Annotated in this window: 25 protein-coding genes and 1 pseudogene; 21 read left to right on the forward strand and 5 right to left on the reverse strand. The window is 72.1% G+C overall.

Annotation, left to right across the window (positions count from 1 at the left end):
- Positions 1-239: 239 nt before the first annotated feature.
- The gene (ileS, locus tag ACFXMF_RS00820) at positions 240-3,389 is read right to left on the reverse strand and encodes an isoleucine--tRNA ligase (protein WP_379989744.1); all 3,150 of its coding nucleotides are present in this window, start codon (positions 3,387-3,389) and stop codon (positions 240-242) included.
- Between the two features lie 629 nt (positions 3,390-4,018).
- Here ileS and ACFXMF_RS00825 point away from each other — a divergent pair.
- The 5 genes and pseudogenes from ACFXMF_RS00825 to ACFXMF_RS00845 all read left to right on the forward strand — a co-directional run bounded on the left by ACFXMF_RS00825 (position 4,019) and on the right by ACFXMF_RS00845 (position 8,644).
- Positions 4,019-4,468, forward strand: coding sequence for a TraR/DksA family transcriptional regulator (locus ACFXMF_RS00825; RefSeq protein ID WP_360305077.1), 450 nt, complete (start codon positions 4,019-4,021; stop codon positions 4,466-4,468).
- Between the two features lie 31 nt (positions 4,469-4,499).
- A pseudogene (lspA, locus tag ACFXMF_RS00830) lies at positions 4,500-5,117 on the forward strand (signal peptidase II); the annotation flags it as partial.
- 227 nt (positions 5,118-5,344) lie between these two features.
- A complete protein-coding gene (locus ACFXMF_RS00835) occupies positions 5,345-6,289 on the forward strand; it encodes an RluA family pseudouridine synthase (RefSeq protein WP_360305079.1) in 945 nt (314 codons plus the stop codon).
- A gap of 84 nt (positions 6,290-6,373) precedes the next feature.
- On the forward strand, positions 6,374-7,963 hold the full coding sequence (locus ACFXMF_RS00840; protein ID WP_379989745.1) for a Na+/H+ antiporter: 1,590 nt from the start codon (positions 6,374-6,376) through the stop codon (positions 7,961-7,963).
- Positions 7,964-8,044: 81 nt separating this feature from the next.
- The gene (locus ACFXMF_RS00845) at positions 8,045-8,644 is read left to right on the forward strand and encodes a dienelactone hydrolase family protein (RefSeq protein WP_360305085.1); all 600 of its coding nucleotides are present in this window, start codon (positions 8,045-8,047) and stop codon (positions 8,642-8,644) included.
- Here the strand turns inward: ACFXMF_RS00845 and ACFXMF_RS00850 are convergent.
- Positions 8,548-9,798, reverse strand: coding sequence for a mechanosensitive ion channel family protein (locus tag ACFXMF_RS00850; RefSeq protein ID WP_360305087.1), 1,251 nt, complete (start codon positions 9,796-9,798; stop codon positions 8,548-8,550). The genes ACFXMF_RS00845 and ACFXMF_RS00850 overlap by 97 nt on opposite strands.
- A gap of 153 nt (positions 9,799-9,951) precedes the next feature.
- Between ACFXMF_RS00850 and ACFXMF_RS00855 the strand changes: the two genes are divergently transcribed.
- The 4 genes from ACFXMF_RS00855 (at position 9,952) to ACFXMF_RS00870 (ending at position 13,427) form a co-directional block, all read left to right on the forward strand.
- Positions 9,952-10,590 carry a hypothetical protein gene (locus ACFXMF_RS00855; protein ID WP_379989746.1) on the forward strand — a complete coding sequence of 213 codons (639 nt, stop codon included), beginning with the start codon at positions 9,952-9,954 and terminating at the stop codon, positions 10,588-10,590.
- Positions 10,591-10,748: 158 nt separating this feature from the next.
- Entirely contained in the window at positions 10,749-11,723 is a 975-nt protein-coding gene (locus tag ACFXMF_RS00860) for an ABC transporter ATP-binding protein (RefSeq protein WP_379989750.1), read from the forward strand.
- 14 nt (positions 11,724-11,737) lie between these two features.
- Entirely contained in the window at positions 11,738-12,541 is an 804-nt protein-coding gene (locus ACFXMF_RS00865; protein WP_360305093.1) for an ABC transporter permease, read from the forward strand.
- 124 nt (positions 12,542-12,665) lie between these two features.
- Positions 12,666-13,427, forward strand: a complete 762-nt coding sequence (locus ACFXMF_RS00870; protein ID WP_360305095.1) for a DUF2567 domain-containing protein — start codon at positions 12,666-12,668, stop codon at positions 13,425-13,427.
- A 31-nt stretch (positions 13,428-13,458) separates the two neighbouring features.
- Here ACFXMF_RS00870 and ybaK read toward each other — a convergent pair whose 3' ends face one another.
- The 3 genes from ybaK to ACFXMF_RS00885 are packed head-to-tail and all read right to left on the reverse strand — an operon-like array spanning position 13,459 to position 16,204.
- The gene (ybaK, locus tag ACFXMF_RS00875) at positions 13,459-13,962 is read right to left on the reverse strand and encodes a Cys-tRNA(Pro) deacylase (protein ID WP_379989747.1); all 504 of its coding nucleotides are present in this window, start codon (positions 13,960-13,962) and stop codon (positions 13,459-13,461) included.
- A gap of 20 nt (positions 13,963-13,982) precedes the next feature.
- Complete coding sequence (locus ACFXMF_RS00880; protein ID WP_360305099.1) at positions 13,983-14,669, reverse strand: LON peptidase substrate-binding domain-containing protein; 687 nt, start codon at positions 14,667-14,669, stop codon at positions 13,983-13,985.
- A 44-nt stretch (positions 14,670-14,713) separates the two neighbouring features.
- Positions 14,714-16,204 (reverse strand): oxidoreductase, encoded by a 1,491-nt coding sequence (locus ACFXMF_RS00885; protein WP_379989748.1) that lies wholly within the window; start codon positions 16,202-16,204, stop codon positions 14,714-14,716.
- A gap of 108 nt (positions 16,205-16,312) precedes the next feature.
- On the opposite strand from ACFXMF_RS00885, the gene hisD reads away from it, so the two are divergent.
- The 12 genes from hisD (at position 16,313) to ACFXMF_RS00945 (ending at position 26,074) form a co-directional block, all read left to right on the forward strand.
- Positions 16,313-17,668, forward strand: coding sequence for a histidinol dehydrogenase (gene hisD / locus ACFXMF_RS00890; RefSeq protein WP_360305103.1), 1,356 nt, complete (start codon positions 16,313-16,315; stop codon positions 17,666-17,668).
- Positions 17,665-18,777 carry a histidinol-phosphate transaminase gene (locus tag ACFXMF_RS00895; RefSeq protein WP_360305105.1) on the forward strand — a complete coding sequence of 371 codons (1,113 nt, stop codon included), beginning with the start codon at positions 17,665-17,667 and terminating at the stop codon, positions 18,775-18,777. The genes hisD and ACFXMF_RS00895 overlap by 4 nt, the downstream gene beginning before the upstream one ends.
- 21 nt (positions 18,778-18,798) lie before the next feature.
- Positions 18,799-19,395, forward strand: coding sequence for an imidazoleglycerol-phosphate dehydratase HisB (gene hisB, locus ACFXMF_RS00900; protein WP_360305107.1), 597 nt, complete (start codon positions 18,799-18,801; stop codon positions 19,393-19,395).
- An 11-nt stretch (positions 19,396-19,406) separates the two neighbouring features.
- Positions 19,407-19,547 carry a hypothetical protein gene (locus tag ACFXMF_RS00905; RefSeq protein ID WP_360305109.1) on the forward strand — a complete coding sequence of 47 codons (141 nt, stop codon included), beginning with the start codon at positions 19,407-19,409 and terminating at the stop codon, positions 19,545-19,547.
- A gap of 4 nt (positions 19,548-19,551) precedes the next feature.
- The gene (gene hisH / locus ACFXMF_RS00910) at positions 19,552-20,190 is read left to right on the forward strand and encodes an imidazole glycerol phosphate synthase subunit HisH (protein ID WP_360305111.1); all 639 of its coding nucleotides are present in this window, start codon (positions 19,552-19,554) and stop codon (positions 20,188-20,190) included.
- 76 nt (positions 20,191-20,266) lie between these two features.
- Positions 20,267-21,001: a bifunctional 1-(5-phosphoribosyl)-5-((5-phosphoribosylamino)methylideneamino)imidazole-4-carboxamide isomerase/phosphoribosylanthranilate isomerase PriA gene (gene priA, locus ACFXMF_RS00915; RefSeq protein ID WP_360305113.1), complete on the forward strand. Its 735-nt coding sequence runs from the start codon at positions 20,267-20,269 to the stop codon at positions 20,999-21,001.
- Positions 20,998-21,411, forward strand: coding sequence for a RidA family protein (locus tag ACFXMF_RS00920; RefSeq protein WP_360305115.1), 414 nt, complete (start codon positions 20,998-21,000; stop codon positions 21,409-21,411). Before priA ends, ACFXMF_RS00920 begins: the two co-directional genes overlap by 4 nt.
- The gene (gene hisF / locus ACFXMF_RS00925) at positions 21,408-22,169 is read left to right on the forward strand and encodes an imidazole glycerol phosphate synthase subunit HisF (protein ID WP_379989749.1); all 762 of its coding nucleotides are present in this window, start codon (positions 21,408-21,410) and stop codon (positions 22,167-22,169) included. Before ACFXMF_RS00920 ends, hisF begins: the two co-directional genes overlap by 4 nt.
- 120 nt (positions 22,170-22,289) lie before the next feature.
- Positions 22,290-22,853, forward strand: a complete 564-nt coding sequence (locus tag ACFXMF_RS00930) for a helix-turn-helix domain-containing protein (RefSeq protein WP_360305119.1) — start codon at positions 22,290-22,292, stop codon at positions 22,851-22,853.
- A 72-nt stretch (positions 22,854-22,925) separates the two neighbouring features.
- Complete coding sequence (locus ACFXMF_RS00935) at positions 22,926-24,167, forward strand: MFS transporter (RefSeq protein ID WP_360305121.1); 1,242 nt, start codon at positions 22,926-22,928, stop codon at positions 24,165-24,167.
- Positions 24,168-24,273: 106 nt separating this feature from the next.
- Positions 24,274-25,146, forward strand: a complete 873-nt coding sequence (locus ACFXMF_RS00940; RefSeq protein WP_360305123.1) for a septum formation family protein — start codon at positions 24,274-24,276, stop codon at positions 25,144-25,146.
- A 37-nt stretch (positions 25,147-25,183) separates the two neighbouring features.
- On the forward strand, positions 25,184-26,074 hold the full coding sequence (locus tag ACFXMF_RS00945) for a septum formation family protein (protein ID WP_360305125.1): 891 nt from the start codon (positions 25,184-25,186) through the stop codon (positions 26,072-26,074).
- The last annotated feature ends 102 nt before the right edge of the window (positions 26,075-26,176 follow it).

Here is a 26,176-nt window from a genome sequence, read left to right on the forward strand (position 1 = left end):
TGACTGCCGTGTTCATGGTCTCTCCGTGATCGATGCGTCGGGGTGTCGGCCGGCGGTGGGGCCGCCCGGGGGGGGTGGGGGGCGCCCCCCCCCCGCCCCCAGGGCGGGGGGTCACGGGGCGCCCCCACGCGCCCCCCCCCCCCCCCGGTGGGGGGGGCCGCGCGCTTCTCGGGTTTCGGGGTGTTTCGGGTGACTTCGGGTGATTCGGGCGGGACGGCCGGGGCCGTCCCGCCCGCCGGTTACACCTTGCGCAGCCAGAACCGCAGACCCAGCGCCGGGTCGCCGTGCTCGAACAACTCCTCGTCCTCCGGGGAGCCCTGGGTGAATTGGGTCGCCAGCACCTCGTCGGCGACCTGGACGCCGTGCGCGAGCAGCGCCGACGTGGTCTCCTCCGACTCGTCGGCGGCCCACCACACCAGGATCCGGTCGGACACCTCCAGGCCGCTGTTCTTGCGCGCCTCCTGGATCAGCCGGACCACGTCGCGGGCCAGACCCGCGAGCCGCAGTTCGGGGGTGATGGTCAGGTCGAGCGCGACGGTGGCGCCGTCCTGACCGGCCACCGTCCAACCCTCGCGCGGGGTTTCGGTGACGATGACCTCCTCGGCCGCCACCTCGACCTCCTCGCCCTCCACCACGACCACCGCGGTGCCCGACGCGCGCAACGACGCGGACAGCGTCGCCGCGTCCGCGCCGGCGATCGCCGCGGCCACGATCGGGGTGCGCTTGGCGAACCGCTTGCCCAGCGCCCGGAAGTTGCCCTTCGCGCTGTACTCGACCAGGTCCCCGCCCGCCTCGGACAGCGCCGCGACGGAGACCACGTTGAGCTCCTCGGCGATCTGCTCGCGCAGTTCGCCGGACAACTCGTCCCAGCCCGCCGCGCCGATCAGCGCGCGGCCCAGCGGCTGCCGGGTCTTGACCCCGGAGTCCGCGCGGGTGGCCCGGCCCAACTCGACCAGGCGCCGCACCAGCGTCATCTGCCGGCCCAACTCCGGGTGCACCAGCGCCGGATCCGCCGTCGGCCACGCGGCCATGTGCACCGACTCGGGCGCGTCGGCGGTGACCGGGCGGACCACGTCCTGCCAGACCCGCTCGGTGATGAACGGCACCAGCGGTGCCATCAACCGGGTGACCGTCTCCAACGCCTCGTGCAGCGTGGCCAGGGCGGCCGGCTCCGCGTTCCAGAACCGGCGCCGGGACCGGCGCACGTACCAGTTCGACAGGTCGTCCACGAACGCGGTGAGCGCCTTGCCCGCGCGCTGCGTGTCGTATGCCTCCAGGGCCGCGTCCACGTCGCCCACGAGGGTGTTCAGCTCGGAGAGCAACCACCGGTCCAGCAGCGGACGCTCGGCCGGTGCCGGGTCGCTCGCGCTCGGCGTCCAGTTGCCGGTGCGCGCGTACAGGGCCTGGAAGCTGACCGTGTTCCAGTAGGTGAGCAGGGTCTTGCGGACCACCTCCTGGATGGTGCCGTGCCCGACCCGGCGGGCCGACCAGGGCGAGCCGCCGGCGGCCATGAACCAGCGCACCGCGTCCGCGCCGTGCCGGTCCATCAGCGGGATGGGCTCCAGGGTGTTGCCCAGGTGCTTGGACATCTTGCGGCCGTCCTCGGCCAGGATGTGCCCCAGGCACACCACGTTCTCGTAGGACGACTTGTCGAAGACCAGCGTGCCGACCGCCATCAGCGTGTAGAACCAGCCGCGGGTCTGGTCGATCGCCTCGGAGATGAACTGCGCCGGGTAGGACCGCTCGAACAACTCGCGGTTGCGATAGGGATAGCCGAACTGGGCGAACGGCATCGAACCCGAGTCGTACCAGGCGTCGATCACCTCCGGCACCCGGGTCGCCCGCCCGCCGCACCCGGTGCCGTCGCCGGCCTTGGCCGGGCAGTCGAAGACCACCTCGTCGATGAACGGCCGGTGCGGGTCCAGCCCGGACAGGTCCCGGCCGGTCAGTTCGGACAATTCGCCCAGCGAGCCGACGCAGGTGAGGTGATTCTCGTCGCAGCGCCAGATCGGCAGCGGCGTACCCCAGTAGCGGTTCCGGGACAGCGCCCAGTCGATGTTGTTGTTCAACCAGTCGCCGTAGCGGCCCCACTTGACCGTGTCCGGGTGCCAGTTGGTGCGCTCGTTCTCGCGCAGCAGCGCGTCCTTGACCGCGGTGGTGCGGATGTACCAGGACGGCTGCGCGTAGTAGAGCAGCGCGGTGTGGCAGCGCCAGCAGTGCGGATAGCTGTGCTCGTACTCCAGATGGCGGAACAGCAGCCCGCGTTCGCGCAGGTCGGCGACCAGCGCCTCGTCGGCCTTCTTGAAGAACTGCCCGCCCACCAGCGGCAGGTCCGGCTCGAAGGTGCCGTCCGGACGCACCGGGTTGATTACCGGCAGGTCGTACGCCCGGCAGGTCTTGAGGTCGTCCTCACCGAACGCGGGCGCCTGGTGCACGACACCGGAGCCGTCCTCGGTGGTGACGTACTCGGCGAGCACGACGAAGTTCGCGTCCTCCAGCGGCAGCAGGTCGAACGGACGCCGGTAGGCCCAGCGTTCCATCTCCCGACCGGTGAACCGCTCGCCGGTGGCCACCCAGCCCTCGCCGAGCGCCTTGGCCACCAGCGGTTCGGCGACCACCAGCCGCTCCGTGCCGTCGGTGGCCACCACGTAGGTCACGTCCGGGTGCACCGCGGCGGCGGTGTTGGACACCAGCGTCCACGGCGTGGTCGTCCACACCAGCAGCGCGGCCTGCCCGGCCAGCGGCCCGGAGGTGAGCGGGAAGCGCACGTAGACCGAGGGGTCCACGACCGTCTCGTAGCCCTGCGCGAGTTCGTGGTCGGACAACCCGGTGCCGCAGCGCGGACACCACGGCGCGACCCGGTAGTCCTGGGTCAGCAGACCCTTGTCGAAGATCTGCTTGAGCGACCACCACACCGACTCGACGTACTCGGGGTCCATCGTCCGGTACGCCTTGGACAGGTCGACCCAGTAGCCCATCCGGGTGGTCAGGTCCTCGAAGGCACCCACATGGGTCATCACCGACTCGCGGCACTTCGCGTTGAACTCGGCGATTCCGTATCGCTCGATGTCCGACTTGCCGGCGAAGCCGAGCTGCTTCTCCACGGCCAGCTCGACCGGCAGGCCGTGGCAGTCCCACCCGGCCTTGCGCGGCACGTTGTAGCCGCGCATGGTGCGGTAGCGCGGGAACACGTCCTTGAACACACGGGCTTCGATGTGGTGCGCGCCCGGCATGCCGTTGGCGGTCGGGGGGCCCTCGTAGAAGATCCAGCTCGGGCCGTCGGCGTTCTGGGCGAGGGAGCGCTCGAAGATGTCGTTGTCCCGCCAGAACGCGAGAACCTCGTGCTCCATGGCGGGCAGGTCGACCTGCGCCGGTACCGGGCGGTACATGTGGCTTCCTTCCGCGGGCTGTGATGCGTGCCTACCGAAGGGACGAGACCGCCGTGCGCCGGTCCCGCGGTACCACCCTTCTTGGCCGCGCGCCGCCGAGGGCGGGCACAACCCACTCGTGTGTGCGAGGGCCGGTTCTACGGGCCGATGCAAGATCGCATCGGCCTTTCCTCCGGCGGCTCCGGGGTGATCTTCACGTCGCGCACACCCCCGGGCTCGCACCGTCCCCGGATCGCTGGTGGCTGCGTGCGGCGCTACTCGTCCCCATCGACACCGTCTCGCTCTGCGGATTGTACGACCCCCACGGGTCGACGTGCCGCCGACTTGTCCCGCGCCCAGGTGCATAACGATCCGCTCGGGAACCGGTAACGAACGGGACACGTAGAAGAGGGATAAGCGTGGTTGCGTCTGGGCACAACCGATTTACGTCGCCGCCCCGGCGCAATCAGTGACGGGACGGCGCGTCCGGTTGTCCGGGGCGACCCATCCCTAAGCGAAACAAGGGGGCCGTGACCATGACGGATACAGAGAAGGCCAGTGGCGGGCGGACGCGTCGTGCGACCGCGACGACGACGCCGCGCGCCACGGTACGGGGAGGAACGGGACGCACCGTGAAGGCACCTGCACACGTGACTACCGCCGCCACGGCCACGCTGGCCACGCCGCCCGACGGGTTCCATGCGCCGGCGGTCTACGTGGTCCGGCCCGGCGAGGACCCGTGGGACACCGCGGAACTGCGCGAGGTGCGCGAGGGGCTGATCGAGACCGCGCACGAGCTGCGGGCCGAGATCGCCGTCTCCGAGAACGGCATCGCCGATCTGTTGCGCGACTCGGGCGAGGGCGCGGGCGACGATCAGGCGGACACGGGGACCAAGAACTTCGAGCGCGAGCACGAGATGTCCCTGACCAACAACGCGCGTGGCATGCTGCTCCAGTCGGAGAAGGCGCTGCGTCGTCTCGCCGACGGCACGTACGGGGCCTGCGAGTCGTGTGGTTCGGCCATCGGCAAGGCGCGCCTGCAGGCGTTCCCGCGTGCGACCCTGTGTGTGACCTGCAAACAGCGCGAGGAACGCCGGTAACCGTCGAGACGGCCGGCGGCGCGTCGAAGGACTGGAGCGAGCCATCGGCACCGGAGCGGAACCACGCGATGACGCGGAGTCGCAGGCCCCCGTCGGGGAGTCGGACACCGAGGCGACCGAGAGCGGGGCGGGCGGCGAGGAGCCGACCGCGCCCGCCGGTTCGCGCACTCGTCGATACATCGCCGTCCTGCTCGGCGTCGCGGCCTTCGCCTACGCCCTCGACCTGATCAGCAAGCTGATCGTGGTGGCCAAGCTGGAGTACCACGCGCCGATCGACATCCTCGGCGACTGGCTCCAGTTCCGGGCCACCCGCAACGCGGGCGCGGCGTTCGGCATGGGGCAGGGACTGACCATCGTGCTCACGGTGATCGCCGCCGCCGTGGTCGTGGTGATCCTGCGGCTCGCCCGCAAGCTGAACAGCCTGCCCTGGGCGATCGCGCTCGGCCTGCTGCTCGGCGGCGCGTTCGGCAACCTCACCGACCGGATCTTCCGGGCCCCCAGCGTGTTCGAGGGCCACGTGGTGGACTTCATCGCGCCCAAGCACTTCGCCATCTTCAACCTGGCCGACTCGGCCATCGTGGTCGGCGGCTGCCTGATCGTGCTGCTGTCCTTCCTGGGCCTGCAGCCCGACGGCACCCGCGAGGGCGACGACGAGGACGAGGCGGGCGAGGACGAGGCCGCGCCCGAGGCGCCGGAGGACGGCGAGGGCCCGGCCCGGGACACCGCGGCGACCGACCGGGTCCCCGCGCCCGTGTCGAACGGCGCCACCAAGGCGGTCGTCGAGCCGGTGCGGAGCGAGTCCGCGCGGGCCGCCGAGCAGGCCGCCGAAGACCAGGCCGTCGAGTCCGGCCCGGATGCCGGGCATACTCGTATCTCGTGACTGTCAATCCCGGCTCGCCCGAAATCCGTACTCTTCCCGTTCCCGATGGCCTCGAAGGCGAGCGGGTCGATGCCGCGCTCTCGCGGATGTTCGGCTTCTCGCGCACCAAGGCGGCCGAGCTGGCCGCCGCCGGGAAGGTGCAGCTCGACGGCCGGGCGGCGGGCAAGTCCGACCGTGTCAACGGTGGCGCCTGGATCGAGGTCGAGATGCCGGGCGTACCCAGGCCCGTGCAACTGGTCGCCGAACCCGTGCCCGGCATGCGGATCGTGCACGACGACGACCACATCGTGGTGATCGACAAGCCGGTCGGCGTCGCGGCGCACCCCAGCCCCGGCTGGACCGGCACCACCGTGGTCGGCGGCCTCGCGGCGGCCGGCTACCGCATCTCCACCTCCGGCGCGGCCGAGCGCCAAGGCGTCGTGCACCGGCTGGACGTGGGCACCTCCGGGCTGATGGTGGTGGCCAAGTCCGAGCGCGCCTACACGCTGCTCAAGCAGCAGTTCCGGGACCGCACCGTGGACAAGCGCTACCACGCGCTGGTCCAGGGCCACCCGGACCCGCACACCGGCACCATCGACGCGCCGATCGACCGGCACCCCACCCACGACTACAAGTGGGCCGTGGTGATGGGCGGCAAGCCCAGCATCACGCACTACGACACGATCGAGGCGTTCCGCGCCGCGAGTCTGCTGTCGATCAAGCTGGAGACCGGCCGCACACACCAGATCCGGGTGCACATGGCGGCCCTGCGGCACCCGTGCGTGGGCGACCTGACCTATGGCGCGGACCCGACGCTGTCCAAGCGGCTGGGCCTGGAGCGGCAGTGGCTGCACGCGGTGAGCCTGGCCTTCGAGCACCCCGGCGACGGCACCTGGGTGCAGTACGAGAGCGGCTATCCGGCCGACCTGAGGGCCACCCTGGAGCGGGTCACCGACAAGTGACACCTTTGCCCGCCGGTCGGTGATTCGGCGGCGTTTCGGGGAACGCTCCAAGATCGAATCGCGGTCGATCGGTCTGGGGGCGCAGTGGGGCAGCTCACGCTGTTGTTCCTGTTGATGTTCGGCACCGTCGTGGTCGTGCCGCTGGCCGGTCGGCTGCGGTTGCCCTTCCCGGTGTTGTTGACGCTCTACGGCGTGCTGCTCGGCTGGTTGTCGTTCGTGCCGAACCTGCGGATCGATCCCGACCTGCTGTTGCCGCTGTTGTTGCCGCCTCTGCTGTACGCGGCGGCGCAACGTTCGAGCTGGCGCGAGTTCGCCGCGAACGCCCGGCCGATCCTGCTGCTCGCGGTCGCCCTGGTGCTGGTGACCACGGCGGCGGTGGCGGCCGTGGCGAACGCGATGGTGCCCGGGCTGCCGCTCGCGGGCGCGGTCGCGCTGGGCGCGCTGGTGGCGCCGCCGGACCCGGTGGCGGCCACGGCGGTCGCCGGGAGCCTGCGGTTGCCGCGCCGGCTGGTGTCGATCCTGGAGGGCGAGGGGCTCTTCAACGACGTCACCTCGCTCGTGCTCTACCAGGTCGCGGTCGCGGCGGTGGTCGGCGGGACGTTCTCGCCGACCCGGGCGCTGGGCGTGTTGGCGCTGTCCGCCGTGGTCGGCGTCGGGATCGGCTTCGCCGTCGGCCTGGCCGGCCGGATGTTGCTCGGCCGGCTGGACGAACCCACGCTGCAGACCCTGCTCACCCTGCTGGTGCCGTTCCTGGCCTACGTGGTCGCCGACGAACTGCACGGCTCGGGCGTGCTCGCGGTGCTGACCACGGCGTTCTATCTGGGTTCGGTCGCCGAGGACGCGGACAACGTGGTCGGCCGGCTGACCGGGCGCTCGTTCTGGGAGGTCATCGACCTGGTGGTCACCGGCGTCGCGTTCGGGGTGATCGGCCTGGAGATGTGGGAGATCTTCCACGCACTGCACGGCGACCGGGGGCGGCTGTTCCTGGAGGCCGGCGCGGTGGTCCTGGTGCTGATCGTGGTGCGCGGCCTGTGGCTGTTCCCGGTCGCCGCGCTGGCCCGACGGCTGCACAACCGCCTGCCGACCAGCGGCGAGACGCAGACCCCGGACCCGCGCGAGACCGTGGTGGTGTGGTGGGCCGGGATGCGCGGCGTGGTGACCATCGCGCTGGCGCTCGCGCTGCCGCTGTCCACCGACGACGGCGACGCCTTCCCCGAGCGGCAGCGGCTGATCGCGATCGCGTTCTGCGTGATCGTGGTGACCCTGCTCCTCCAGGGGGTCACCCTGCCGTGGCTGGTGCGCCGGCTGGGAGTCTCCGAGACGGACGACGCGGAGAGCCACGAGGAGCGCCGGATCGCGGTCGCGGCGACCAAGGCGGCGCTGGTGCGGCTGCGCGAGCTGGAGGAGGAGCGCGATCTCCCGGACGAGATGGTGCAGCGACTGCGGGCCCGGCAGAAGGCGCTGCTCGCCGAGCTGAAGCCGGAGGGCATGCCCGAGGAACTAGCGGACGCGGTGATCGAGCGCTCACGACGGATCAAGCTGCTGCACGAGATCGAGGCCGAGATGACCGCCGCCGCGCGCCGCGAGGTGATCGCGGCCCGGGGGCGGCGCGGGGTGGACCCGTCCGCCGCCGACCGGGTCCTGCGCCGCCTGGACCTGCGCAGCGTGCGCTGACCCGCGGCGGCGGGCGATACGGTTGATCCTTTGTCCGATCCTTCGACCCCTCTCGCTCCCGTCCTCGGAAGGACCCCCCACGTGGCCCGCATCGTGCTGTTCCACTCCGCCTACGGGTTGCGGCCCGCCGTGCACGCCGCCGCCGAGCGGCTGCGCGCGGACGGGCACGAGGTGACCGTGCCCGACCTGTACGACGGGCGCGTCACCGAGTCGATCGAGGTGGGCATGGAGATCAAGGACGAGATCGGCGCGGACGAGCTGATCCGGCGGGCCGTGCGGGTCGCCGCCGGGCTCGGTCCGGGTCTGGTCTACGCGGGCTTCTCGCTCGGCGCCTCGATCGCCCAGAACGCCGTGTTCGCGGACCCCGCGGCGGCCGGGCTGCTGATGTTCCACGGCACCTCGGACCTGCGCGAGGACGCCGCGACCGAGGTGCCGGTGCAGTTGCACGTGGCCGAGCCGGACCCGTTCGAGACCGAGGACTGGCTCGGCACCTGGTACCTGGCCATGCGCCGGGCGGGGGCGGATGTGGAGATCCACCGCTACCGCGGCGCCGGCCACGTGTTCACCGACCCGGACCTGGCGGACTACGACCGCGAGGCCGCCTCGCGGGCCTGGGCGATCGCCTCGGACTTCCTCAGTGAGATCGACTCGGCCGCGGCCGCCGCGGCGGCCAACGACTGAGGCTTCTTGGCCAGGTCCACGTACCGGCGCGGGCCGGTCTGCGCGGGCACCTGGGCGACCGGCTGGGCCTTGGCGAAGCGCCCGTTGCCGCTGTACGGGCCGACCGCCTCGTTGCCCAGGGGAGCGGGCGCGGTGGCGATCCGGGGCAGCGCGTACGGATGTTCGCAGCGCAGGTAGTCGAGCAGCTTCTCGCGCACCTCGCAGCGCAGCGTCCACAGGTCGTCGGAGTCGCGCGCGGTCACCACGGCGCGGACCAGGATCGTGGTCGGGGTGGTGTCGGTGACGTACAGGCTCCAGCCCTGGCCGTCCCACAGGCCGGTGTCCTTGAGGATGCGGTGCAGTTCCTCGCGCAGCTCGGCGACCGGCGCGGAGTGGTCCAGGTGCAGGAAGACGGTGCCGGTCATCCGGATGTCGGTGCGCGACCAGTTCTCGAACGGTCGGGAGGTGAAGTACGAGACCGGCATCACGATCCGACGCTGGTCCCACGTGTTCACCACCAGGTAGGTCAGGGTGATCTCCTCGATCGTGCCCATCTCCTGGTTGACCACGACCGAGTCGCCGATCCGGACCATGTCGCTGAAGGCGATCTGCAGTCCCGCGAACAGGTTGGCCAGCGCGCTCTGCGCGGCCAGACCGGCCACCACGCCGAGCAGACCGGCGGAGGCCAACAGGCTGGTGCCGATGGTCTTCATGCCCGGGAAGGTCATGATCATCGCGGCGAAGGTGATGATGCCGACGATCGCCACCGCAGTGCGTCGGATCAGTGCGATCTGGGTCTGTATCCGGCGTACCCGGCCGGTGTCGGTCGCGTTCGCGGCGTAGCGCTCGAACGAGGTGTTCACCAGCAGCGTGACCGCGTGCACGATCAGCCACGCGCACGCGGCGATCACCGAGAGCACCAGGATGTGCCGGATCATCCCGCGACTGCGTTCGGGCAGGCCGGCGGCGGGTTCCGCGAGCAGCAGGACCGAGGTGCCGAGCGTCGTCACGATCGAGGCGCGGCCACGCCGCATCATCGACCAGAGGGGTCCTGTCAGCGGCTTGCGGGTCTGTACTTCGCGGGCCAGGCGAGCCATTCCCCAGGTCACCAGACCCGTGAAGGCGATCACCGAGACGAGCACGATCAGCGGGCGAAGTATGTGCCACACGTCCACGTCGAGAGCCTCCTAGGGGGCTTGTGGTCAAACCCGTACCGTACCCGAGCAAGCCGAGCCCACCCACGCGTGCGGTTCGCGCCGGCCGTGCCCCGCAGCCCGCGCGGGGCGCTAACGTGCGGGTCGGGCGGCGGACCGTACGGAGGACGCGCGATGTCCAAATGGACCAGGATCGGCAAGGTCGGATTCGGCGCGGTGCGCCGCGGCCAACGGTTTCGCAGCGCCTCCCGGGCGGCGGCGGAACGTTCCGCCGGCAGCGGCGCGACCGCCTTCGACCCGGAAGTGGACACCCGGTTGACCCCGCGCCAGGCGGCCCTGCTGGTGCGCTATCTGGTGGGCAAGGTGGTGCTGGGCCGGTTGGAGTTCCTGTTCCTGCTCAAGTACCCGCTGCTCGTGGCGGGGGTGCCGCTGCTGTTCCTGTTCCCGCCGGCGGGCATCGCGCTGCTCGTGCTGTTCGGCCTTGCCGCGCTCGTGCAGTGGGTGATCGCCCGCGCGATCGGCCGACTCGCCGCCTTCCACCGGCTGGGCGCGGCGGAGAACGAGATGACCGACGCGGCCACCGTGTGGTGGCCCAACCTCAAGCGGGAGACCGCCCGGGTGGGCCTGCCCACCCGGCCGCTCGCGCTGCTCAGGCTCGCCGCCGCCCGGGCGACGCGACGGTTGGACCCGGCGCGCGAGGCCGCGTTCGCGGCGATCGACTGGCGTGCGGTGATCCCGCGCGAACAGTGGCAGCGGGCCCGGGTCCTGCTCGCCGAGGAGGCGGGCGGCCGGGTGGGCGACGCGACCGCGTAGAGTCGTCCCGACTGTGTGTCACCCCACTCGGCCGGCGGACCACTCGGCGCGAGGTGCGGGTCGCACGCCGTCTCCACCACCTTCAGGACGACGCGCGGGGTCGGATGTACAAGCTGCCCGGAACGGACGAGCGGAGCGTGACCATCCCCGGCGAGCCCATGTCGGCCGATCCGTGTTTCACGGTGCGCGGACTGACCAGGACGTACCGCACCGGGCGCCGGCGGGACCGGCACGTGGTGACCGCGAACGACGCGATCGACCTGGACGTGCGTCGCGGCGAGATCTTCGGCCTGCTCGGCCCCAACGGCGCGGGCAAGTCCACCCTGGTCCGGCAACTCACCGGCCTGCTCCGGCCGGACACCGGCAGCATCGACCTGCTCGGCCACGACCTGGTGCGCCGGCCGGAGATCGCCGCCCGCCTGGTCGCCTACCTCGGGCAGGAGTCCGGCGCGCTGGACGAGTTGACCGTCGCGCTGGCGATCGAGACCACCGCCCGGCTGCGCGCCCTGGACGCCGCCCGGGCCCGGGCCGAGCGGGACGCGGTGCTGGACGAACTCGAACTCGGCACGATCGCGGACCGGCCGCTGAAGAAGCTCTCCGGCGGCCAGCGCCGCCTCGCCTGCGTGGCCACCGCGCTGGTCGGCGCCCGCCCGGTGCTGGTCCTGGACGAGCCGACCACCGGCATGGACCCGGTCGCGCGTCGCGCGGTGTGGGCCGCGGTGGATCGCCGCCGGGCCGAACAGGGCGCCACCGTGCTGCTGGTGACGCACAACGTGATCGAGGCGGAGACCGTGCTGGACCGGGTCGCCGTGCTCGACGAGGGCCGGGTGATCGCGTGCGACACGCCCGGTGGACTCAAGGCCATGGTCGGCGACGAGGTCCGCCTCGACCTGGTCTGGCGGGCCGACCCGCCGATGGACGACCCGGCGGTGAGCATGCTCGCGCAGACCGCGGTGCGCACCGGCCGGCGCTGGAGCACCCGGATGGAGCCGGGGGTGGCCCGCGAACTGCTCGCCGGCGTCACCTCGGGGCCCGCGTTCGAGGCGCTCGACGACTTCACGCTGTCCACGCCGAGCCTGGAGGACGTCTACCTCGCGCTCGGCGGGCGCCATCAGGGACTGGTCAAGGGATGAGGGTGTCGACCCCAGTGAGTGCAGCGAGCATCGAGACCGCGCCGGCGCGGCCGGCCGCGCCGGTGGTACCCGCGCCGGCCACGTCGCTCGGCGCCGGGCTGCTGACCGTGTACCGCGCGCAGCTCTCCCGGGTGCGGGTCTCCCGGGTCCCGCTGCTGTTCGTCGCGGTGTTCCAGTCGGTCGGAATCATGATCCTGATGCGCGGCGTGGTGGACACCGGCAGCGACAGCGCGCGCGAGGCGGTGGTGGCCGGCTCCGCCGTGCTCGTGGTCGCCTTCGTCGCGCTCAACCTGCTCGCGCAGCACTTCGGCAACCTGCGCGCGGCCAACGCGCTCGACTACTACCTGACGCTGCCGGTGCGTCCGGCCGCGGTGGTGCTGGGCATCGCCGCGGCATACGCGTCGTTCACGCTGCCGGGCACGGTCGCGACCGCCGTGATCGGCGCGCTGATGTTCCAACTGCCGTTGGCCAACCTGTGGGTGCTGCTCCTGGTCGTGCCGCTGTCCGGCGCGGCCCTGGCGGGCATCGGGGCGGTCCTCGGGCTGCTGGCGCCGCGGCCCGAATTGGCCACGCTGCTGGGCCAACTGGGCATGTCGGCCGCGCTGTTGCTGGGCGTGCTGCCACAGGACCGGATGCCCGAGTTGATCGTGCTGGCCCGGGACCTGTTGCCGTCCTCGTACGGGGTGGACGCGTTCATCGCGAGCTACGGCGATCCGGACTGGGCGGCGGTGGGGGCCAACCTCGCGGTCTGCGCGGGGGTCGGCGTGGTGATGCTCTCGTTGGCCACGTGGTCCTTCCGGCGCAGCACCCGGGCCTAGTCGATGTCGTCGGCTTCGTTCCCGTCCTCGCCGTTGTCTTCGTCCTCGGCTTCGCCTCGCCTCGACTCACCCTGCCGTGCGGGGTCACGCCGCCGGCTCGATTCGCACATGGGACGCTGACCAGATGACGTCTGCCGGGGATTTCGACCCCTACCCCTCGCCCGAGGGCGCGCACGTGGGCTTCGCGCCCGGGCCCGATGCGCCTCCCACGCTGTGGCAGCGCTACCGCGCCGACGTGCTGGCCTTCGCGGTCGTGGTCGCGGCGTGCCTGGTCGTGGGTGCGATCGTGGGGCTGATCTGGGAGCAGGTGACGCCGCGCGTACCGCTGCTCGCGACCAAGGAGGGGGTCTTCCAGACCTCGCCCGAGACCGAGACCTCGATCGCGCTGGACGGGTGGTTCGCGGTGTGCGGTGTGGTCGCCGGCATCGTGCTGGCGCCGCCCGCGTTCTGGCGCTTTCGGCGGCAGGGGGTGGCGACCGCGCTCGCGCTCACCGTCGGTGGGCTGGCCGGGTCGTACCTGGCGTTCCGGGTCGGCGTGCAGTTGGGGCCGGACGGGATCATCGAGCAGGTCCGTCGGATCGGGCTGGGCAAGCGGTTCGATCAGCCGCTGGAGCTCAAGGCCAAGGGCGTGCTGCTGCTGTGGCCGATCGCGTCGATGGTGATCTTCCTCGGCCTGTCCGCCGGATTCGCCCCGCCGGACCGGGAGCCGGCGGCGGGGCCGCAGGGATGGGGACCGGGGGAGGCGTTTCCGTGGGCGCGGTCGGGGCCGTTGCAGGCGGGGTCGCCCGAGGCGGGGGCGCCGCCGGCGGATTCGCCCCCGGCCGGTTCGTCGGCCCTGCCTTCGACACCGGTCGATCTGACGAAGCGGGGGCCCGAGGAGCGGTGAGACCGCTGCCGGGGGCGCGGGGCGGCCGGGGTCAGGCGCGGGCGATGGAGGCGGTGCCGGCCTGGGTCAGGTGGGTGAGCGTGCTCGGCGGGAGCTCGATTTCGAGGCCGCGGCGCCCGGCCGAGATGTAGATCGTGGGGTGGGTCAGGGCGGATTCGTCCACCACCGTGGGGTGCCGGCGTTTTTGGCCGAGCGGGCTGATGCCGCCCAGGACGTAGCCGGTGGCTCGTTCGGCCGCGGCGGGGTCGGCCATCGCCGCGCGTTTGCCGCCGACCGCCGCCGCCAGGGCCTTCAGGTCGAGTCTGCCCGCGACCGGGACGACCGCGACGGTGAGGGTGCCGTCCACGTCCGCCAACAGGGTCTTGAAGACCCGCTCGGCCGGGACCCCGAGCGCCGCGACGGCCTCCTCGCCGTACGAGGCCGCGTCCGGGGCGTGGGTGTACGCGTGCACGGTGAACTCGAACCCTTCGCGGGTGAGTGCGACGGTCGCCGGGGTGCCCTGCCCGCCCTTGGTGCCCTTGCTGCTCTTCGCCATCTCGCGCCCTCGATCGCCGGTCAGTTGGGTTCGATGCTCTGTCGCAACAGCTCGACGGCGGGCAGCGACGGCAGGTGGTCCAGGAGGGCCGCCTCACGGCGCAGCAGCTCGACCTCCGCGGTCAGCCGGACGGTCGCGTCCTCGGCCTCCAGCAGGCGTTGCTTGTCGTGCGGGTCCAGCACCACCGCGGCGGCCACCAGGTAGGACAGCACCACCGGATCGTCGGGCAACTCGGGCAGGCTCATCGGGGTGCGCTGCTGGGCCGAGAGCAACCGGCGCTGATACTCGGCGAACGCCCGGGTGGCGGCCAGACCGAGCACGTCGGCCCGCTCGCCGACCGGGTCCTCCAGGTATTCCACCTCGGCGTACAGGTAGGGACCCGAATCGTCGACCGACAGCAGCCGGAACCGGGTCGCCCCGGTGGCCACCAGGTCGTAGCGCCCGTCCTCGTGCGTCTTGATCGTGGCGATCTCGGCGGTACAGCCCACCGGGTGCAGGATCTCCAGCGGATCGCCCTGGATGTCGCCCACCTCGCGCCCGGTGCGCAGCGCCACCACGCCGAAGCGCTGCTCCGCCTGGGGCAGCACCTCCAGGTCCCGGACCAGTGCGCGGTACCGCTCCTCGAAGATGTGCAGGGGCAGCACCAGACCCGGGTAGAGCACCGAGTTGAGCGGGAAGAGCGGAAGCCGGTCGGTCACGGTGACCAAGAGTAGGCCCTGACCGTCGGAGCGCGTCGATCATTGCCCGCGGCTCACGCGCGATTGAGCACCCGGCCCGCTCCCGCCGCGGCGGCGCCCGCGAGCACCCAGCCGAGCAGGATCAGGGTGTAGGCGAGCCATTGGCCGGCGCCGGTCGGCTTCCAGGCACTGTCCTGACCGAGGGTGACCACCGGCAGGAGAAGGTCCAGGGTGTACCAGAACGGGTTCCAGTGCGGTGCCTCGCCGGGCTTCAGCGGCGCGGGCGGGTCGACCGCGAACACCGCCGTGCCGACCGCGATCAGCGCGACCAACCAGCCGAACGCCCGTGCCGGGCGGTAGCCGTAGCCGATCGCCAGATCCTGCACGTGGCCCCACAATCGACCGGCCGGGCCCAGTCCGGCGCGCCGTCGGCGCTGCTTGGCCAGCAGCACGGTGCGCGCCTGATCGTCCTCGCCCGCCGCGCGATAGGCGCCGGCGAGTTGGTCGTACGGCTGCGGGGTGTACTCCGCGGTCCCGCGCTCGACCCAGTCGATCCGCCGGTCCACGGAGATCGGTCCCTCGGAGCGCAGCGTCGTGTACCGGGTGCCGGCGAGCACCAGATCGCCGGGCGCGGGCCAGGTGTCCGGCGCGTCGGTCAGCGTGCCGATGGTCGCGCCCGCCAACACGATCCGCCCGCGCGGGGGACGGGCCAACGCCATGTGCAGGCCCTCCGCGACCACCCGCCACATGGTGAGCTGCTCGCCCGGATTCGCGCACACCACCGCCCGACTGAGCACGAGACCGCCACCCAGGCGCGCGTCGTTCAGCCGGATCGAGCCGGTCGCGGTGAATCCCACGCTCAGGTGCAGCGAGTGCTCGACGGTGATCCGGCCGAGGTCCATCGCCAACTGCCCCGGGCGCTCCACCGTCGAGCCGTACAGCGTCACCCGTCCACCGAAACGGCCGCCGTACAGCGTCACCTGCCCGGCGAAGACGGTGTTGTCCAGCGACGAGTCCGCGCCGACCTGGAGGCCCTTGGCGTGCAGCGCGCCGCCGTGCCGGTCCGGCCCGATCACGCAGTCGTCCAACCGCAGGTCGTTGTCTATCCGCGCGTCGGGGATCCGCACCCCGTTCGCCACCTCGCAACCGTGCAGCACCAGGTCGCCGTCCACCCGCATGTTGCGGCCGTGCAGCGCGGTGAGCACGCAGCCGCGCAGGTTGACGGTCCGGATCGAGGCCACGTTCAGCAGGATCTCGTCCTCGAAGCGGCAACCGATCATCGACAGGTACACGTCCAGCCGCGCGCTCCCCAACTCCAGCGGGCCCACGACCCGGGCACCGGTGATCCGCAGCGCGGTGCTGTGCCCGGGTTCGGCCTCGGGCGGCTGGAGCAGCACCTGCGCGAGCACCTGGGCCCGGATCGTGCGGTCGGGCCCCCAGCCGGCGCCCAGCCGCGGATCGTCGTCCGCCGGCACGCCCGTGCTCAGATCCAGCCGTTCACCCCTGCGGTACGCCTGCCACACGCGGATCTCGGTGGCGCTCAGATGCCCCGGCGGTGTGCTCATCCGTGCTCCCCCGACACTGGAAGGCCGCTGCGTCCCGCCCATGATCGCGTGTCTCACTGTCCGACACGCAAGGACGGTGTCCCGCCGGCCGTCTCTACACTGGGGCAGGTGATCTCCCGTATCGACCTGCGCGGTCCCGCCTCGCGGGCTGTCCTGGACAGCCCCGCCGCACTGCGCGACGTGTTGCCCCGAGCCGAACTCGACGTCGAGGTGGCCCTGGAGAAGGTGCGCCCGATCTGCGAGGACGTGCGTCATCGCGGCGTCGAGGCGCTGATCGAGATCACCGAGCGCTTCGACGGGGTACGACTGACCGACATCCGGGTGCCCGCCGAGGCGATCGCCGAGGCCCTGGACACGCTCGCGCCCAAGGTGCGCGCGGCCCTGGAGGAGTCCATCCGCCGGGCCCGCCTGGTGCACCGCGAGCAGCGCCGGCGCGACGTCACCGTGCAGGTCGTGCCCGGCGGCACGGTCACCGAGCGGTGGGTCCCGGTCGAGCGGGTGGGCCTGTACGTACCGGGCGGCAACGCCGTCTACCCCTCGTCGGTGATCATGAACGTGGTCCCCGCGCAGGAGGCCGGGGTCGCCTCGATGGCGGTCGCCTCGCCCCCGCAGGCCGACTTCGGCGGGCTGCCGCACCCGACCATCCTGGCCGCGTGCGCGCTGCTCGGGGTGGACGAGGTGTACGCGGTCGGCGGCGCCCAGGCGGTCGCGATGTTCGCCTATGGCGCGGGCTCGTGTGCGCCGGTGCGCCTGGTCACCGGCCCCGGCAACATCTACGTCGCCGCCGCCAAGCGGCTGCTCAAGGGCCGGATCGGCATCGACGCCGAGGCCGGCCCCACCGAGATCGCCGTGCTCGCCGACGACACCGCGGACGCCGGCCACATCGCGGCCGACCTGATCAGCCAGGCCGAGCACGACACGCTGGCCGCGTCGATCCTGGTCACCGACTCCGAGTCGCTGGCCGACGCGGTGGTCGAGGAGCTCAAGACCCGGGTGGACGCCACCCGGCACCGCGAGCGGGTCACCGAGGCGCTGGCCGGCCGGCAGTCCGGCATCGTGCTGGTCGACTCGGTGCCCGACGGCCTGCTGGTGGTGGACGCCTACGGCGCCGAACACCTGGAGATCCAGACCGCGGACGCGGCCGGGGTCGCCGCGCGCGTGCACAACGCGGGCGCGATCTTCGTCGGCGCGTTCGCGCCGGTCTCGCTCGGCGACTACTGCGCCGGGTCCAACCACGTGCTGCCCACCGGCGGTTGCGCGTGCCACTCCTCGGGGCTGTCGGTGCAGTCCTTCCTGCGCGGCATCCACGTCGTGGACTACTCGCGCGAGGCGCTGGCCGAGGTCGCCGAGCACGTGAGCGTGCTCGCCGACGCGGAGGACCTGCCCGCGCACGGCGAAGCGGTGCGGGCCCGGTTCGCGACCGGCGAGCTGGCCGGTCTCGCGGCCTGGGAGGAGAACCGATGACCGGCCTGGCCGAGCTGCCGATCCGGGACGAACTGCGCGGCCAGTCGCCCTACGGCGCACCGCAGTTGGCCGTCCCGGTCCGGCTGAACACGAACGAGAACCCGTATCCGCTCCCGGACGCCCTGGTGGCCCGGATCGCCGAGCGGGTCGCCGTCGCAGCCCGCGAGCTGAACCGCTACCCGGACCGCGACGTGGTCGAGCTGCGCACCGCGCTGGCCGCCTACCTGTCCCGGACCGGCGGCCACCCGCTGGGCCTGCACCAGGTGTGGGCGGCCAACGGCTCCAACGAGGTGATCCAGCAGCTCCTGCAGGCGTTCGGCGGACCCGGGCGCAGCGCGCTGGGCTTCGACCCGTCCTACTCGATGCACGCGCTGATCGCGCGCGGCACCAACACCGAGTGGATCTCCGGCACCCGGGACGCGGACTACCGGATCGACTTGGACCAGGCGCTGGCCCGGATCGCCGAGCACCGGCCCCACGTGGTGTTCCTGTGCTCGCCGAACAACCCGACCGGCACCGCGCTGGCCCGCGAGGTGGTGGAGCGGGTCTACGACGCCGCGCAGGCCGCCCGGCCCTCGATCGTGGTGGTGGACGAGGCATACGTCGAGTTCGCGCACACCGACTCGCTGCTGCCGCTGCTCGCCGGCCGGCCGCACCTGGTGGTGACGCGCACGATGTCCAAGGCGTTCGGCGCGGCCGGGCTGCGCCTGGGCTACCTGGCGGCGGACGCGGCCGTGGTGGACGCGGTGCAACTGGTGCGCCTGCCGTACCACCTCTCGGCGGTCAACCAGGCCACCGCGCTGGCCTGCCTGGAGTTCGAGGACACCCTGCTCGGCTACGTCCGCGAGCTCAAGGAGCAGCGCGACCGGCTGGTCGCCGAACTGCGCGCGCTGGGCTGCGAGGTGACCGACTCGGACGCCAACTTCGTCCAGTTCGGCCGGTTCGAGGACCCGCACGCGATCTGGGCCGCGATCCTCGAACACGGGGTCCTGGTCCGCGACAACGGGGTCCCCGGCATGCTGCGCGTGACCGCCGGCACGGACGCCGAGAACACGGCCTTCCTGGACGCGATGCGGCACGTGCTCAAGAGCGCGCGTCCGAAGGACTGAGAGAAAGTCGGAATCACCGTCATGGCAAGAACCGGTCGCGTCGAACGCGCCACGAAGGAAACCTCCGTCGAGGTCGAGATCGACCTGGACGGCTCGGGGAAGGTCGACGTCGCGACCGGCGTCGGCTTCTTCGACCACATGCTCGACCAACTCGGCAAGCACGGCCTGTTCGACCTGACCGTCAAGACCCGCGGCGACCTGCACATCGACGCGCACCACACGATCGAGGACACCGCGCTCGCGCTCGGCGCCGCGTTTCGCCAGGCGCTCGGCGACAAGAAGGGCATCCGCCGGTTCGCCGACGCGTCCGTGCCGCTGGACGAGGCGCTCGCGCAGGTCACCGTGGACCTGTCGGGCCGGCCGTACCTGGTGCACTCCGAACCGGAGAACATCGCGCCGATGATCGGTCCGGACTACGACACCACGCTGACCCGGCACATCCTGGAGTCGTTCGTCGCCCAGGCGCAGATCTGCCTGCACGTGCACGTGCCCTACGGGCGCAACGCGCACCACATCGTCGAGGCCCAGTTCAAGGCGTTGGCCCGGGCGTTGTCCGACGCGTGTGTGCTCGACCCGCGCCGGGCCGGCGTGATCCCCTCCACGAAGGGCGCGCTGTGAGCACCGGGGCGATGGTTCTGATCGTGTTCGGACTGTTCCTGGTCGGCGGGTGCATTTCGTTCGTCAAGCAGGGACTGCCCAAGAGTGTGATCGCCCTGCTCGCCATCGGCGCGTTCTTCTCGATCGCGGCCGGCGTCCTGAAGATCGGATAGGCACGTGCCCAAGAAGGTCATCGTCCTCGACTACGGCTTCGGGAACGTGCGTTCGGCCGAGCGGGCGCTCGCGCACGCCGGCGCCGACGTCGAGATCAGCGCCGACCACAAGGCCGCGCTGAACGCCGACGGACTCCTGGTGCCCGGCGTCGGCGCGTTCGCCGCGTGCATGGAGGGCCTCAAGGCGGTCCGCGGCGACACCATCGTGGACAAGCGGCTCGCCGGCGGCCGGCCGGTGCTGGGCATCTGTGTCGGCATGCAGATCCTGTTCGCGCGCGGCGTCGAGCACGGCGTGGCCACCGAGGGCTGCGCGCAGTGGCCCGGCACGGTCGAGCGGCTGGTCGCGCCGGTGGTGCCGCACATGGGCTGGAACACCGTCGAGGCGCCCGCGGACAGTGTGTTGTTCCGGGGCGCCGACGCCGATACGCGGTACTACTTCGTGCACTCCTACGCGGTGCGCACGTGGGAGATGCCGGTGGTCCAGGACGGCCCGCACATCCCGCCGGACGTCACCTGGACCACGCACGGCACGCCGTTCGTAGCCGCGGTCGAGAACGGCGCGCTCAGCGCCACCCAGTTCCATCCGGAGAAGTCCGGCGAGGCCGGTGCCCAGTTGCTGCGCAATTGGCTCGCGACCCTGTAGTCCCGCAGTCCCGCAGTCCCGCAGTTTCGCTGTCTCCTGTCGTGTCCCGTACGAACTGTTGAGGATCCGAACCGTCATGACCCAGACCCACCGCCTCGAACTGCTGCCCGCCGTCGACGTCGCCGACGGCCAGGCCGTCCGCCTGGTCAAGGGCGAGGCCGGGTCGGAGACCTCCTACGGCGACCCGTTGGCCGCCGCGCTGGCCTGGCAGAGCGCCGGCGCCGAGTGGATCCACCTGGTCGACCTGGACGCCGCGTTCGGCAAGGGCAGCAACCGCGAACTGCTCGCCGACGTGGTCGGCCGGCTCGACGTCAAGGTCGAGCTGTCCGGCGGCATCCGCGACGACGCGTCCCTGGAGACGGCGCTGTCCACCGGCTGCCGGCGGGTCAACCTGGGCACCGCCGCGCTGGAGACGCCGGACTGGGTGCGCTCGGCGATCGCCCGGCACGGGGACCGCATCGCGGTCGGCCTGGACGTGCGCGGCACCACGCTGGCCGGGCGCGGCTGGACCCGCGAGGGCGGCGAGCTGTTCGAGACGCTGGCCCGCCTGGACGCGGACGGCTGCGCCCGCTACGTGGTCACCGACGTGAACAAGGACGGCACCCTGACCGGCCCGAACCTGCAGCTGCTCAAGGACGTGTGCGCGGCCACGGACCGCCCGGTGGTGGCCTCGGGCGGGGTCTCCTCGCTGGCGGATCTGCGGGCCATCGCCGAACTGGTGCCGCTGGGTGTGGAAGGCTCGATCGTCGGCAAGGCGCTGTACGCCCAGGCGTTCACCCTCGAAGAGGCGTTGGAGGCGGTGTCCCGGTGACGGGAAGCGACAACTCGGGCAGTATCGAGCGATATTCGTCCGGCGGGCGGTGGGAGGAGTCCTTCGGCTACTCCCGTGCCGTCGCGGTCGGCGAATACGTGCACGTGTCGGGCTGCACCGCGATCGTGGAGGGCAATCTCGCGCACGAGGGCGACCCGCACCACCAGACGCTCGCGGCGTTTCGGATCGCGTTGGACGCGCTGGCGCACTTCGGGCTGGGCCCGGCGGACGTGGTGCGCACCCGGATGTTCATCACGCACGCCCGCGACGCGGACGACGTGGGCCGCGCGCACGGCGAGTTGTTCGCCGAGACCCCGCCCGCCGCGACCATGGTCGTGGTGGCCGGGCTGATCGACTCGCGGATGCTGGTCGAGGTCGAGGTGGACGCGTACCGGGGGAGGGCCTCGTGACGCTGGCCGTACGGGTGATCCCGTGCCTGGACGTGGACGCCGGCCGGGTGGTCAAGGGCGTCAACTTCCAGAACCTGCGGGACGCGGGCGACCCGGTCGAGATGGCCCGGGTGTACGACGCCGAGGGTGCGGACGAACTGGTCTTCCTCGACATCACCGCGTCCTCGGGCAACCGGGAGACCACCTACGACGTGGTGCGGCGCACCGCCGAGCAGGTGTTCATCCCGCTCACCGTCGGCGGCGGCGTGCGTGCGGTCGAGGACGTGGACAAGCTGCTGCGCGCGGGCGCGGACAAGGTCGGCGTGAACACCGCGGCCATGGGTCGGCCGGAGCTGATCGCCGAGATCGCCGACCGGTTCGGTTCGCAGGTGCTGGTGCTCTCGGTGGACGCGCGGCGCCGCCGGGACGGCACGCCGGGCTTCGAGGTGACCACGCACGGCGGGCGCACCGGCACCGGCATCGACGCGGTCGAGTGGGCCGCCCGGGCGGCCGGGTTGGGCGCGGGCGAGATCCTGCTCAACTCGATGGACGCGGACGGCACCAAGGACGGCTACGACCTGGAGCTGATCCGACTGGTCCGGGCCGAGGTGGGCATCCCGGTGATCGCCTCCGGTGGCGCGGGCGCGTTGGAGCACTTCGCGCCGGCGGTGCGGGCAGGCGCGGACGCGGTGCTCGCGGCCAGCGTGTTCCACTTCGGCATGTTGCGGATTCCGCAGGTCAAGGACGTGTTGCGGGCGGCGGGGCAGCCGATCCGCTGAGCACGCGAACATTTCGAGGAAGCCGGCCGCAGGTGTGGCCGGCTTTTTCGTGGGCGGGTACGAAGGAATTTTTGCGAAAGACTTATTGCGAAAGAATATTTTCGGATCTACGGTGGGGGTATGAGCGAGCAGCCGGCACGCCGGATGATCAAGGACGTACAGACCCTCAAGGTGTTCACCCACCCGCTGCGGATCACCCTGCTGCGGATATTGCACGCCGGCGGCCCGGCCACCGCGTCGATGCTGGCCAAGCGGGTCGAGGAGACCCCGGCGCTGGTCAGCTACCACGTGCGCACGCTGGCCGGACACGGCTTCGTGGTCGAGGACCCCGAGCACGCCCGGGACGGGCGCGAGCGCTGGTGGAAGGTGGTCGAGGACCTCACCTTCTCGCTCGGCGACTTCGCCGAGGACCGGGTCGGCCGGGATCTCTCCGCGAGCATCGTGCGGGTGCTGGGTTCGCAATCCGAGGACCGTTACCGGCACTTCCTGGACGAGATGCAGTCGTGGGGCGCGGAGTGGGCGGGCGCCGCCTTCAGCGGTGCGCCCACACTCCGGCTGACCGCCGCCGAACTGCGCGAACTGGCGGGCGCCGTCGAGGCGCTCGTGGACGGCTACCGGGGCCGGGAGACGCCCGGCGCCGAGCACGTGGAGGTCTACTACCGCGGCTTCCCGTTCCGCCTCTGAAGCACCCGCCGCCGCTCGGCAGCTCCCGCGCGCCACGACCGCACACACCGCACACACCGAACGGGGACGTCCATGGCCATCACGAGCACCGCCGCCGGGCCCGGGCGGCTCGCCCATCGCGACCCGCGCGTACTGGCCTGGCTCGGCGCCTACACCGCGTCCCTGATCGGCGATCAGATCTGGTTCCTGGCGCTGTCCTGGACCGCGGTGCGCAGCGGCGACGCCACCCAGACCGGCCTGGTGCTGGCCGCCGGGTCGCTGCCACGGGCGCTGCTGATGTTGCCCGGCGGCGCGATCGCGGACCGGGTGGGGCCGCGCCGGGTGGTGATCGGCAGCGACCTGGTGCGCTGTGTGGTGATGCTGGTGGCCGCGTTCGCGGTGTGGGCGAGCAGCCCGGCCGTCTGGCTCCTGGTGGCGATAGCGCTGGTGTTCGGCGCGGTGGACGCCTTGTTCATGCCCGCCGTCGGCGCGTTGCCGGTGCGACTGACCACGCGCACCCAACTGGTCCGGGTGCAGGGGATGCGCTCGTTGTCCCAGCGGGTGGCCACCGTGGTGTCCGCGCCGATCGGCGGCGCGGTGTTGGCGTGGGGCGACGCCGAGACCGCCTTCCTGCTCGACGCGGCCTTGTTCGGGCTCTCCCTCGTGTTGTTGTGGCGGCTTCGCCCGGGGCCCGCGCCGGAGGCCGAAGCCGGCACCGAGGAGCCGGAGTTGGGGCTGCGGGCGGGGCTGCGCTACGTGGCCCGGCATCCGGTGTTGCGCCCGCTGCTGGTGATCACCGCGCTGATGGAGGCGGGCTTCGCCATCCCGATGAACATCGGCATCGTGCTGCTCGCCGACGACACCGGTTGGGGGCCGGGCGGGATGGGCCTGGTGCTGGGCGCGTGGGGGATCGGCGCGGCGATCGGCGCGCTGGCGCTGACGATCGTGGGCCGAGTGCCGCGCCCGGGGCTGGTGTTGCCGGTGGGCATGCTGGTGATGGCGACCGGCCTGGTCGGCCTGGGCTACGCGCCCGGGATCGGGATCGCGGTGGCCGCCGCTGCGGTGCTGGGCATCGCCACCGGTGTGGTCGGCGGTTGCGGGAACGCCCTGGTGCAGAGCATCTGCGCGCCCGGCGCGCTGGGCCGGGTGACCGCGATCCAGATGTTGACCGGGGTCGGCCTGATCCCGCTGCTGTATCCCGTCGGCGGCTTCGTCGCCTCGGCCCACGGCGCCTCGGTGGTGTTCGCCGGCGGCGGCGGTGCGATGCTCGCGGGGGTGCTCGTGACCGTGGTGACCCGACCGTTTCGGGCCCGGCCGCATCCGCCGTCGAAGTGAAATCGGGTCACGGAAGGATTCCGGTCCCACAACGATCATCTGACTCGCAGTCAAGGAGTCGGGCCCGGTCGAGCGCGGGGTTCACCCGATCGGGCAGGCTAGGCACATGACGACGCCGCCATCACCCGGACAGGGTGGCTACCCCGGCTACGGGCAGCAGCCAGGCCAGGGTTATCCGAGCAATCAGCCGTACCCGGGGCAGCAGTACCCGCAGGGCGGTCAGCAATACCCGCAGGGCGGCGGCCAGTACCCGCCGCCGCAGAACCCGTACGGTGGCTCCCCGCAATACCCGGGGGCCGGCGGCGGGCCGCAGTACCCCGGCAACTACGGCGGCGGAGGCTACGGCGGCGGCATGCCGCCGGGGCCCAACCAGGGCGGCTCCGGCAAGGGCCCGCTGATCGCCGTGGTGATCGCCGCGATCGTGGTGGTCGGCGGCATCATCGCCACGCTGGTGGTGGTGCTGGGCGGCGACGACAAGAAGGACAAGACCGCCTCGCCCACGAACAGCGCGAGTGGCTCGCCCAGTTCCGCGCCGACGAACAGCGCGAGCGCGCCGCCCACGTCGCGGCCGACCACCACCCGGCCGACCACGCCGCGCACCACCTCGGCCGGCACGGCGAACCCGGACCTGCCCTCCGAGGTCCAGTACGTGGACCTGTCCAAGGGCGACTGCGTCACCCTGGACACCGTCTCGGGCACCATCGACAAGAAGTCCTGCACCACCACGCACAACGGCGAGGTCGTCATGACCTACGAGCTGAGCGGCAGCACCTACCCGGGTGAAGCCTCGATCACCGAGCAGACCGAGACCAAGTGCACCCCGGCGATGAACACGGCGGTCGGCGGCCGGTCCGACGCGTCGCAGTTCACCTTCACCTACACCTACCCCAAGCAGCCCGGGTGGGACATCGGCCGCCGCAAGGTGACCTGCATCGTGAAGTACAAGTCGGGGCAGACACTCACCAAGCCACTGCGCTGACCCGGGCGTTCGGCCCGTGGGGGGAGGGACCGACCTGATGAGCACTCCCGGCGGATATCCCGGCGGCAATCAAGGCGGCGGCTACGGCGGGGGAGGGTACGGCGGCGGCGCGGGTGGCTATCCGGGCGGCCCCGGCGGCCCCGCGGGCCCGCCCCCGGCGAACCCGCCGCCGCCCTACGACGGCCCGACGATCGGCGGTCCGCCCTACGGCGGGGGCCCGCCGTACGGAGGGGGCGGCCCTCCCTACGGCGGCGGTCCCCCCTACGGCGGCGGCCCTCCCTACGGTCCGGGCGGCCCCGGCGGTCCGCCCGGCGGCGGCCGGGGCAACGGGCGGGTGGTCGCGATCGTGGTGGTCGTCGCCCTGGCCATCGCCGGCGGCGTGATCGCCCTGGTGGTGAGCCTGGGCGGGGACGACAAGAAGGGCGACCGGGCCGGTCCGGCGAGCACCACGCCCGAGCGCACCAGCGCACCGCCGACCACCGACCCGGAACCGACCACCGACGAGCCCGAGCCGCCGACGAGCGAGCCGCCGAGCACGGACGCCCCGGTCACCCCCGCGGCGACCAACTCCAACGGCAGCGTCGCGGTCAAGAAGGTCCCGCTCAGCCCGGGCGACTGCATCTCGTTCGCCACGGGCAGCACGGACGTGAACAAGGTCGCCTGCACGAGCCCGCACGACGGCCAGCACATCAAGAACGTCGCACTGCCGGACGGCACCTGGCCCGGCGACGCGGAGATGGACACCAAGGCGTCCGGGGTGTGCAAGCCGATCGCCGAGCCGGTGATCGCCCGCCAACCACAGGCCGATCAGTTGACCTGGTTGTACATCTATCCCAAGGAATCCGGCTGGGGCAGCGGTGACCGCGAGGTGCAGTGCCTGGTGTCCTACACGGACGAGACCAAGAAGCTGACGGCACCGCTGAAATAGCGCGGACGCCCGCACCCGGACAGGGCGTCGCCCGCGAACGCCGGGAGCGCGGTCGACGCCGGACGGGCTGTTCGAGGCAGCCCGTCCGGCGTTCGACCACGA

It is taken from the genome of Embleya sp. NPDC059213 (genome assembly GCF_042754445.1).
Classification (GTDB): Bacteria; Actinomycetota; Actinomycetes; order Streptomycetales; family Streptomycetaceae; genus Embleya.

Excerpts from the sequence above, each read along its gene's own strand:
- ybaK (WP_379989747.1), bottom strand. The coding sequence starts at position 13,962 with ATGGCGAAGAGCAGCAAGGGCACCAAGGGCGGGCAGGGCACCCCGGCG.
- ACFXMF_RS00940 (WP_360305123.1), top strand. The coding sequence starts at position 24,274 with ATGACGACGCCGCCATCACCCGGACAGGGTGGCTACCCCGGCTACGGG.
- hisB (WP_360305107.1), top strand. The coding sequence starts at position 18,799 with ATGGCAAGAACCGGTCGCGTCGAACGCGCCACGAAGGAAACCTCCGTC.
- ACFXMF_RS00860 (WP_379989750.1), top strand. The coding sequence starts at position 10,749 with ATGTCGGCCGATCCGTGTTTCACGGTGCGCGGACTGACCAGGACGTAC.
- ACFXMF_RS00905 (WP_360305109.1), top strand. The coding sequence starts at position 19,407 with ATGGTTCTGATCGTGTTCGGACTGTTCCTGGTCGGCGGGTGCATTTCG.
- ACFXMF_RS00885 (WP_379989748.1), bottom strand. The coding sequence starts at position 16,204 with ATGAGCACACCGCCGGGGCATCTGAGCGCCACCGAGATCCGCGTGTGG.
- ACFXMF_RS00945 (WP_360305125.1), top strand. The coding sequence starts at position 25,184 with ATGAGCACTCCCGGCGGATATCCCGGCGGCAATCAAGGCGGCGGCTAC.
- ACFXMF_RS00855 (WP_379989746.1), top strand. The coding sequence starts at position 9,952 with ATGTCCAAATGGACCAGGATCGGCAAGGTCGGATTCGGCGCGGTGCGC.
- ACFXMF_RS00895 (WP_360305105.1), top strand. The coding sequence starts at position 17,665 with ATGACCGGCCTGGCCGAGCTGCCGATCCGGGACGAACTGCGCGGCCAG.
- ACFXMF_RS00870 (WP_360305095.1), top strand. The coding sequence starts at position 12,666 with ATGACGTCTGCCGGGGATTTCGACCCCTACCCCTCGCCCGAGGGCGCG.
- ileS (WP_379989744.1), bottom strand. The coding sequence starts at position 3,389 with ATGTACCGCCCGGTACCGGCGCAGGTCGACCTGCCCGCCATGGAGCAC.
- ACFXMF_RS00935 (WP_360305121.1), top strand. The coding sequence starts at position 22,926 with ATGGCCATCACGAGCACCGCCGCCGGGCCCGGGCGGCTCGCCCATCGC.
- ACFXMF_RS00930 (WP_360305119.1), top strand. The coding sequence starts at position 22,290 with ATGAGCGAGCAGCCGGCACGCCGGATGATCAAGGACGTACAGACCCTC.
- priA (WP_360305113.1), top strand. The coding sequence starts at position 20,267 with ATGACCCAGACCCACCGCCTCGAACTGCTGCCCGCCGTCGACGTCGCC.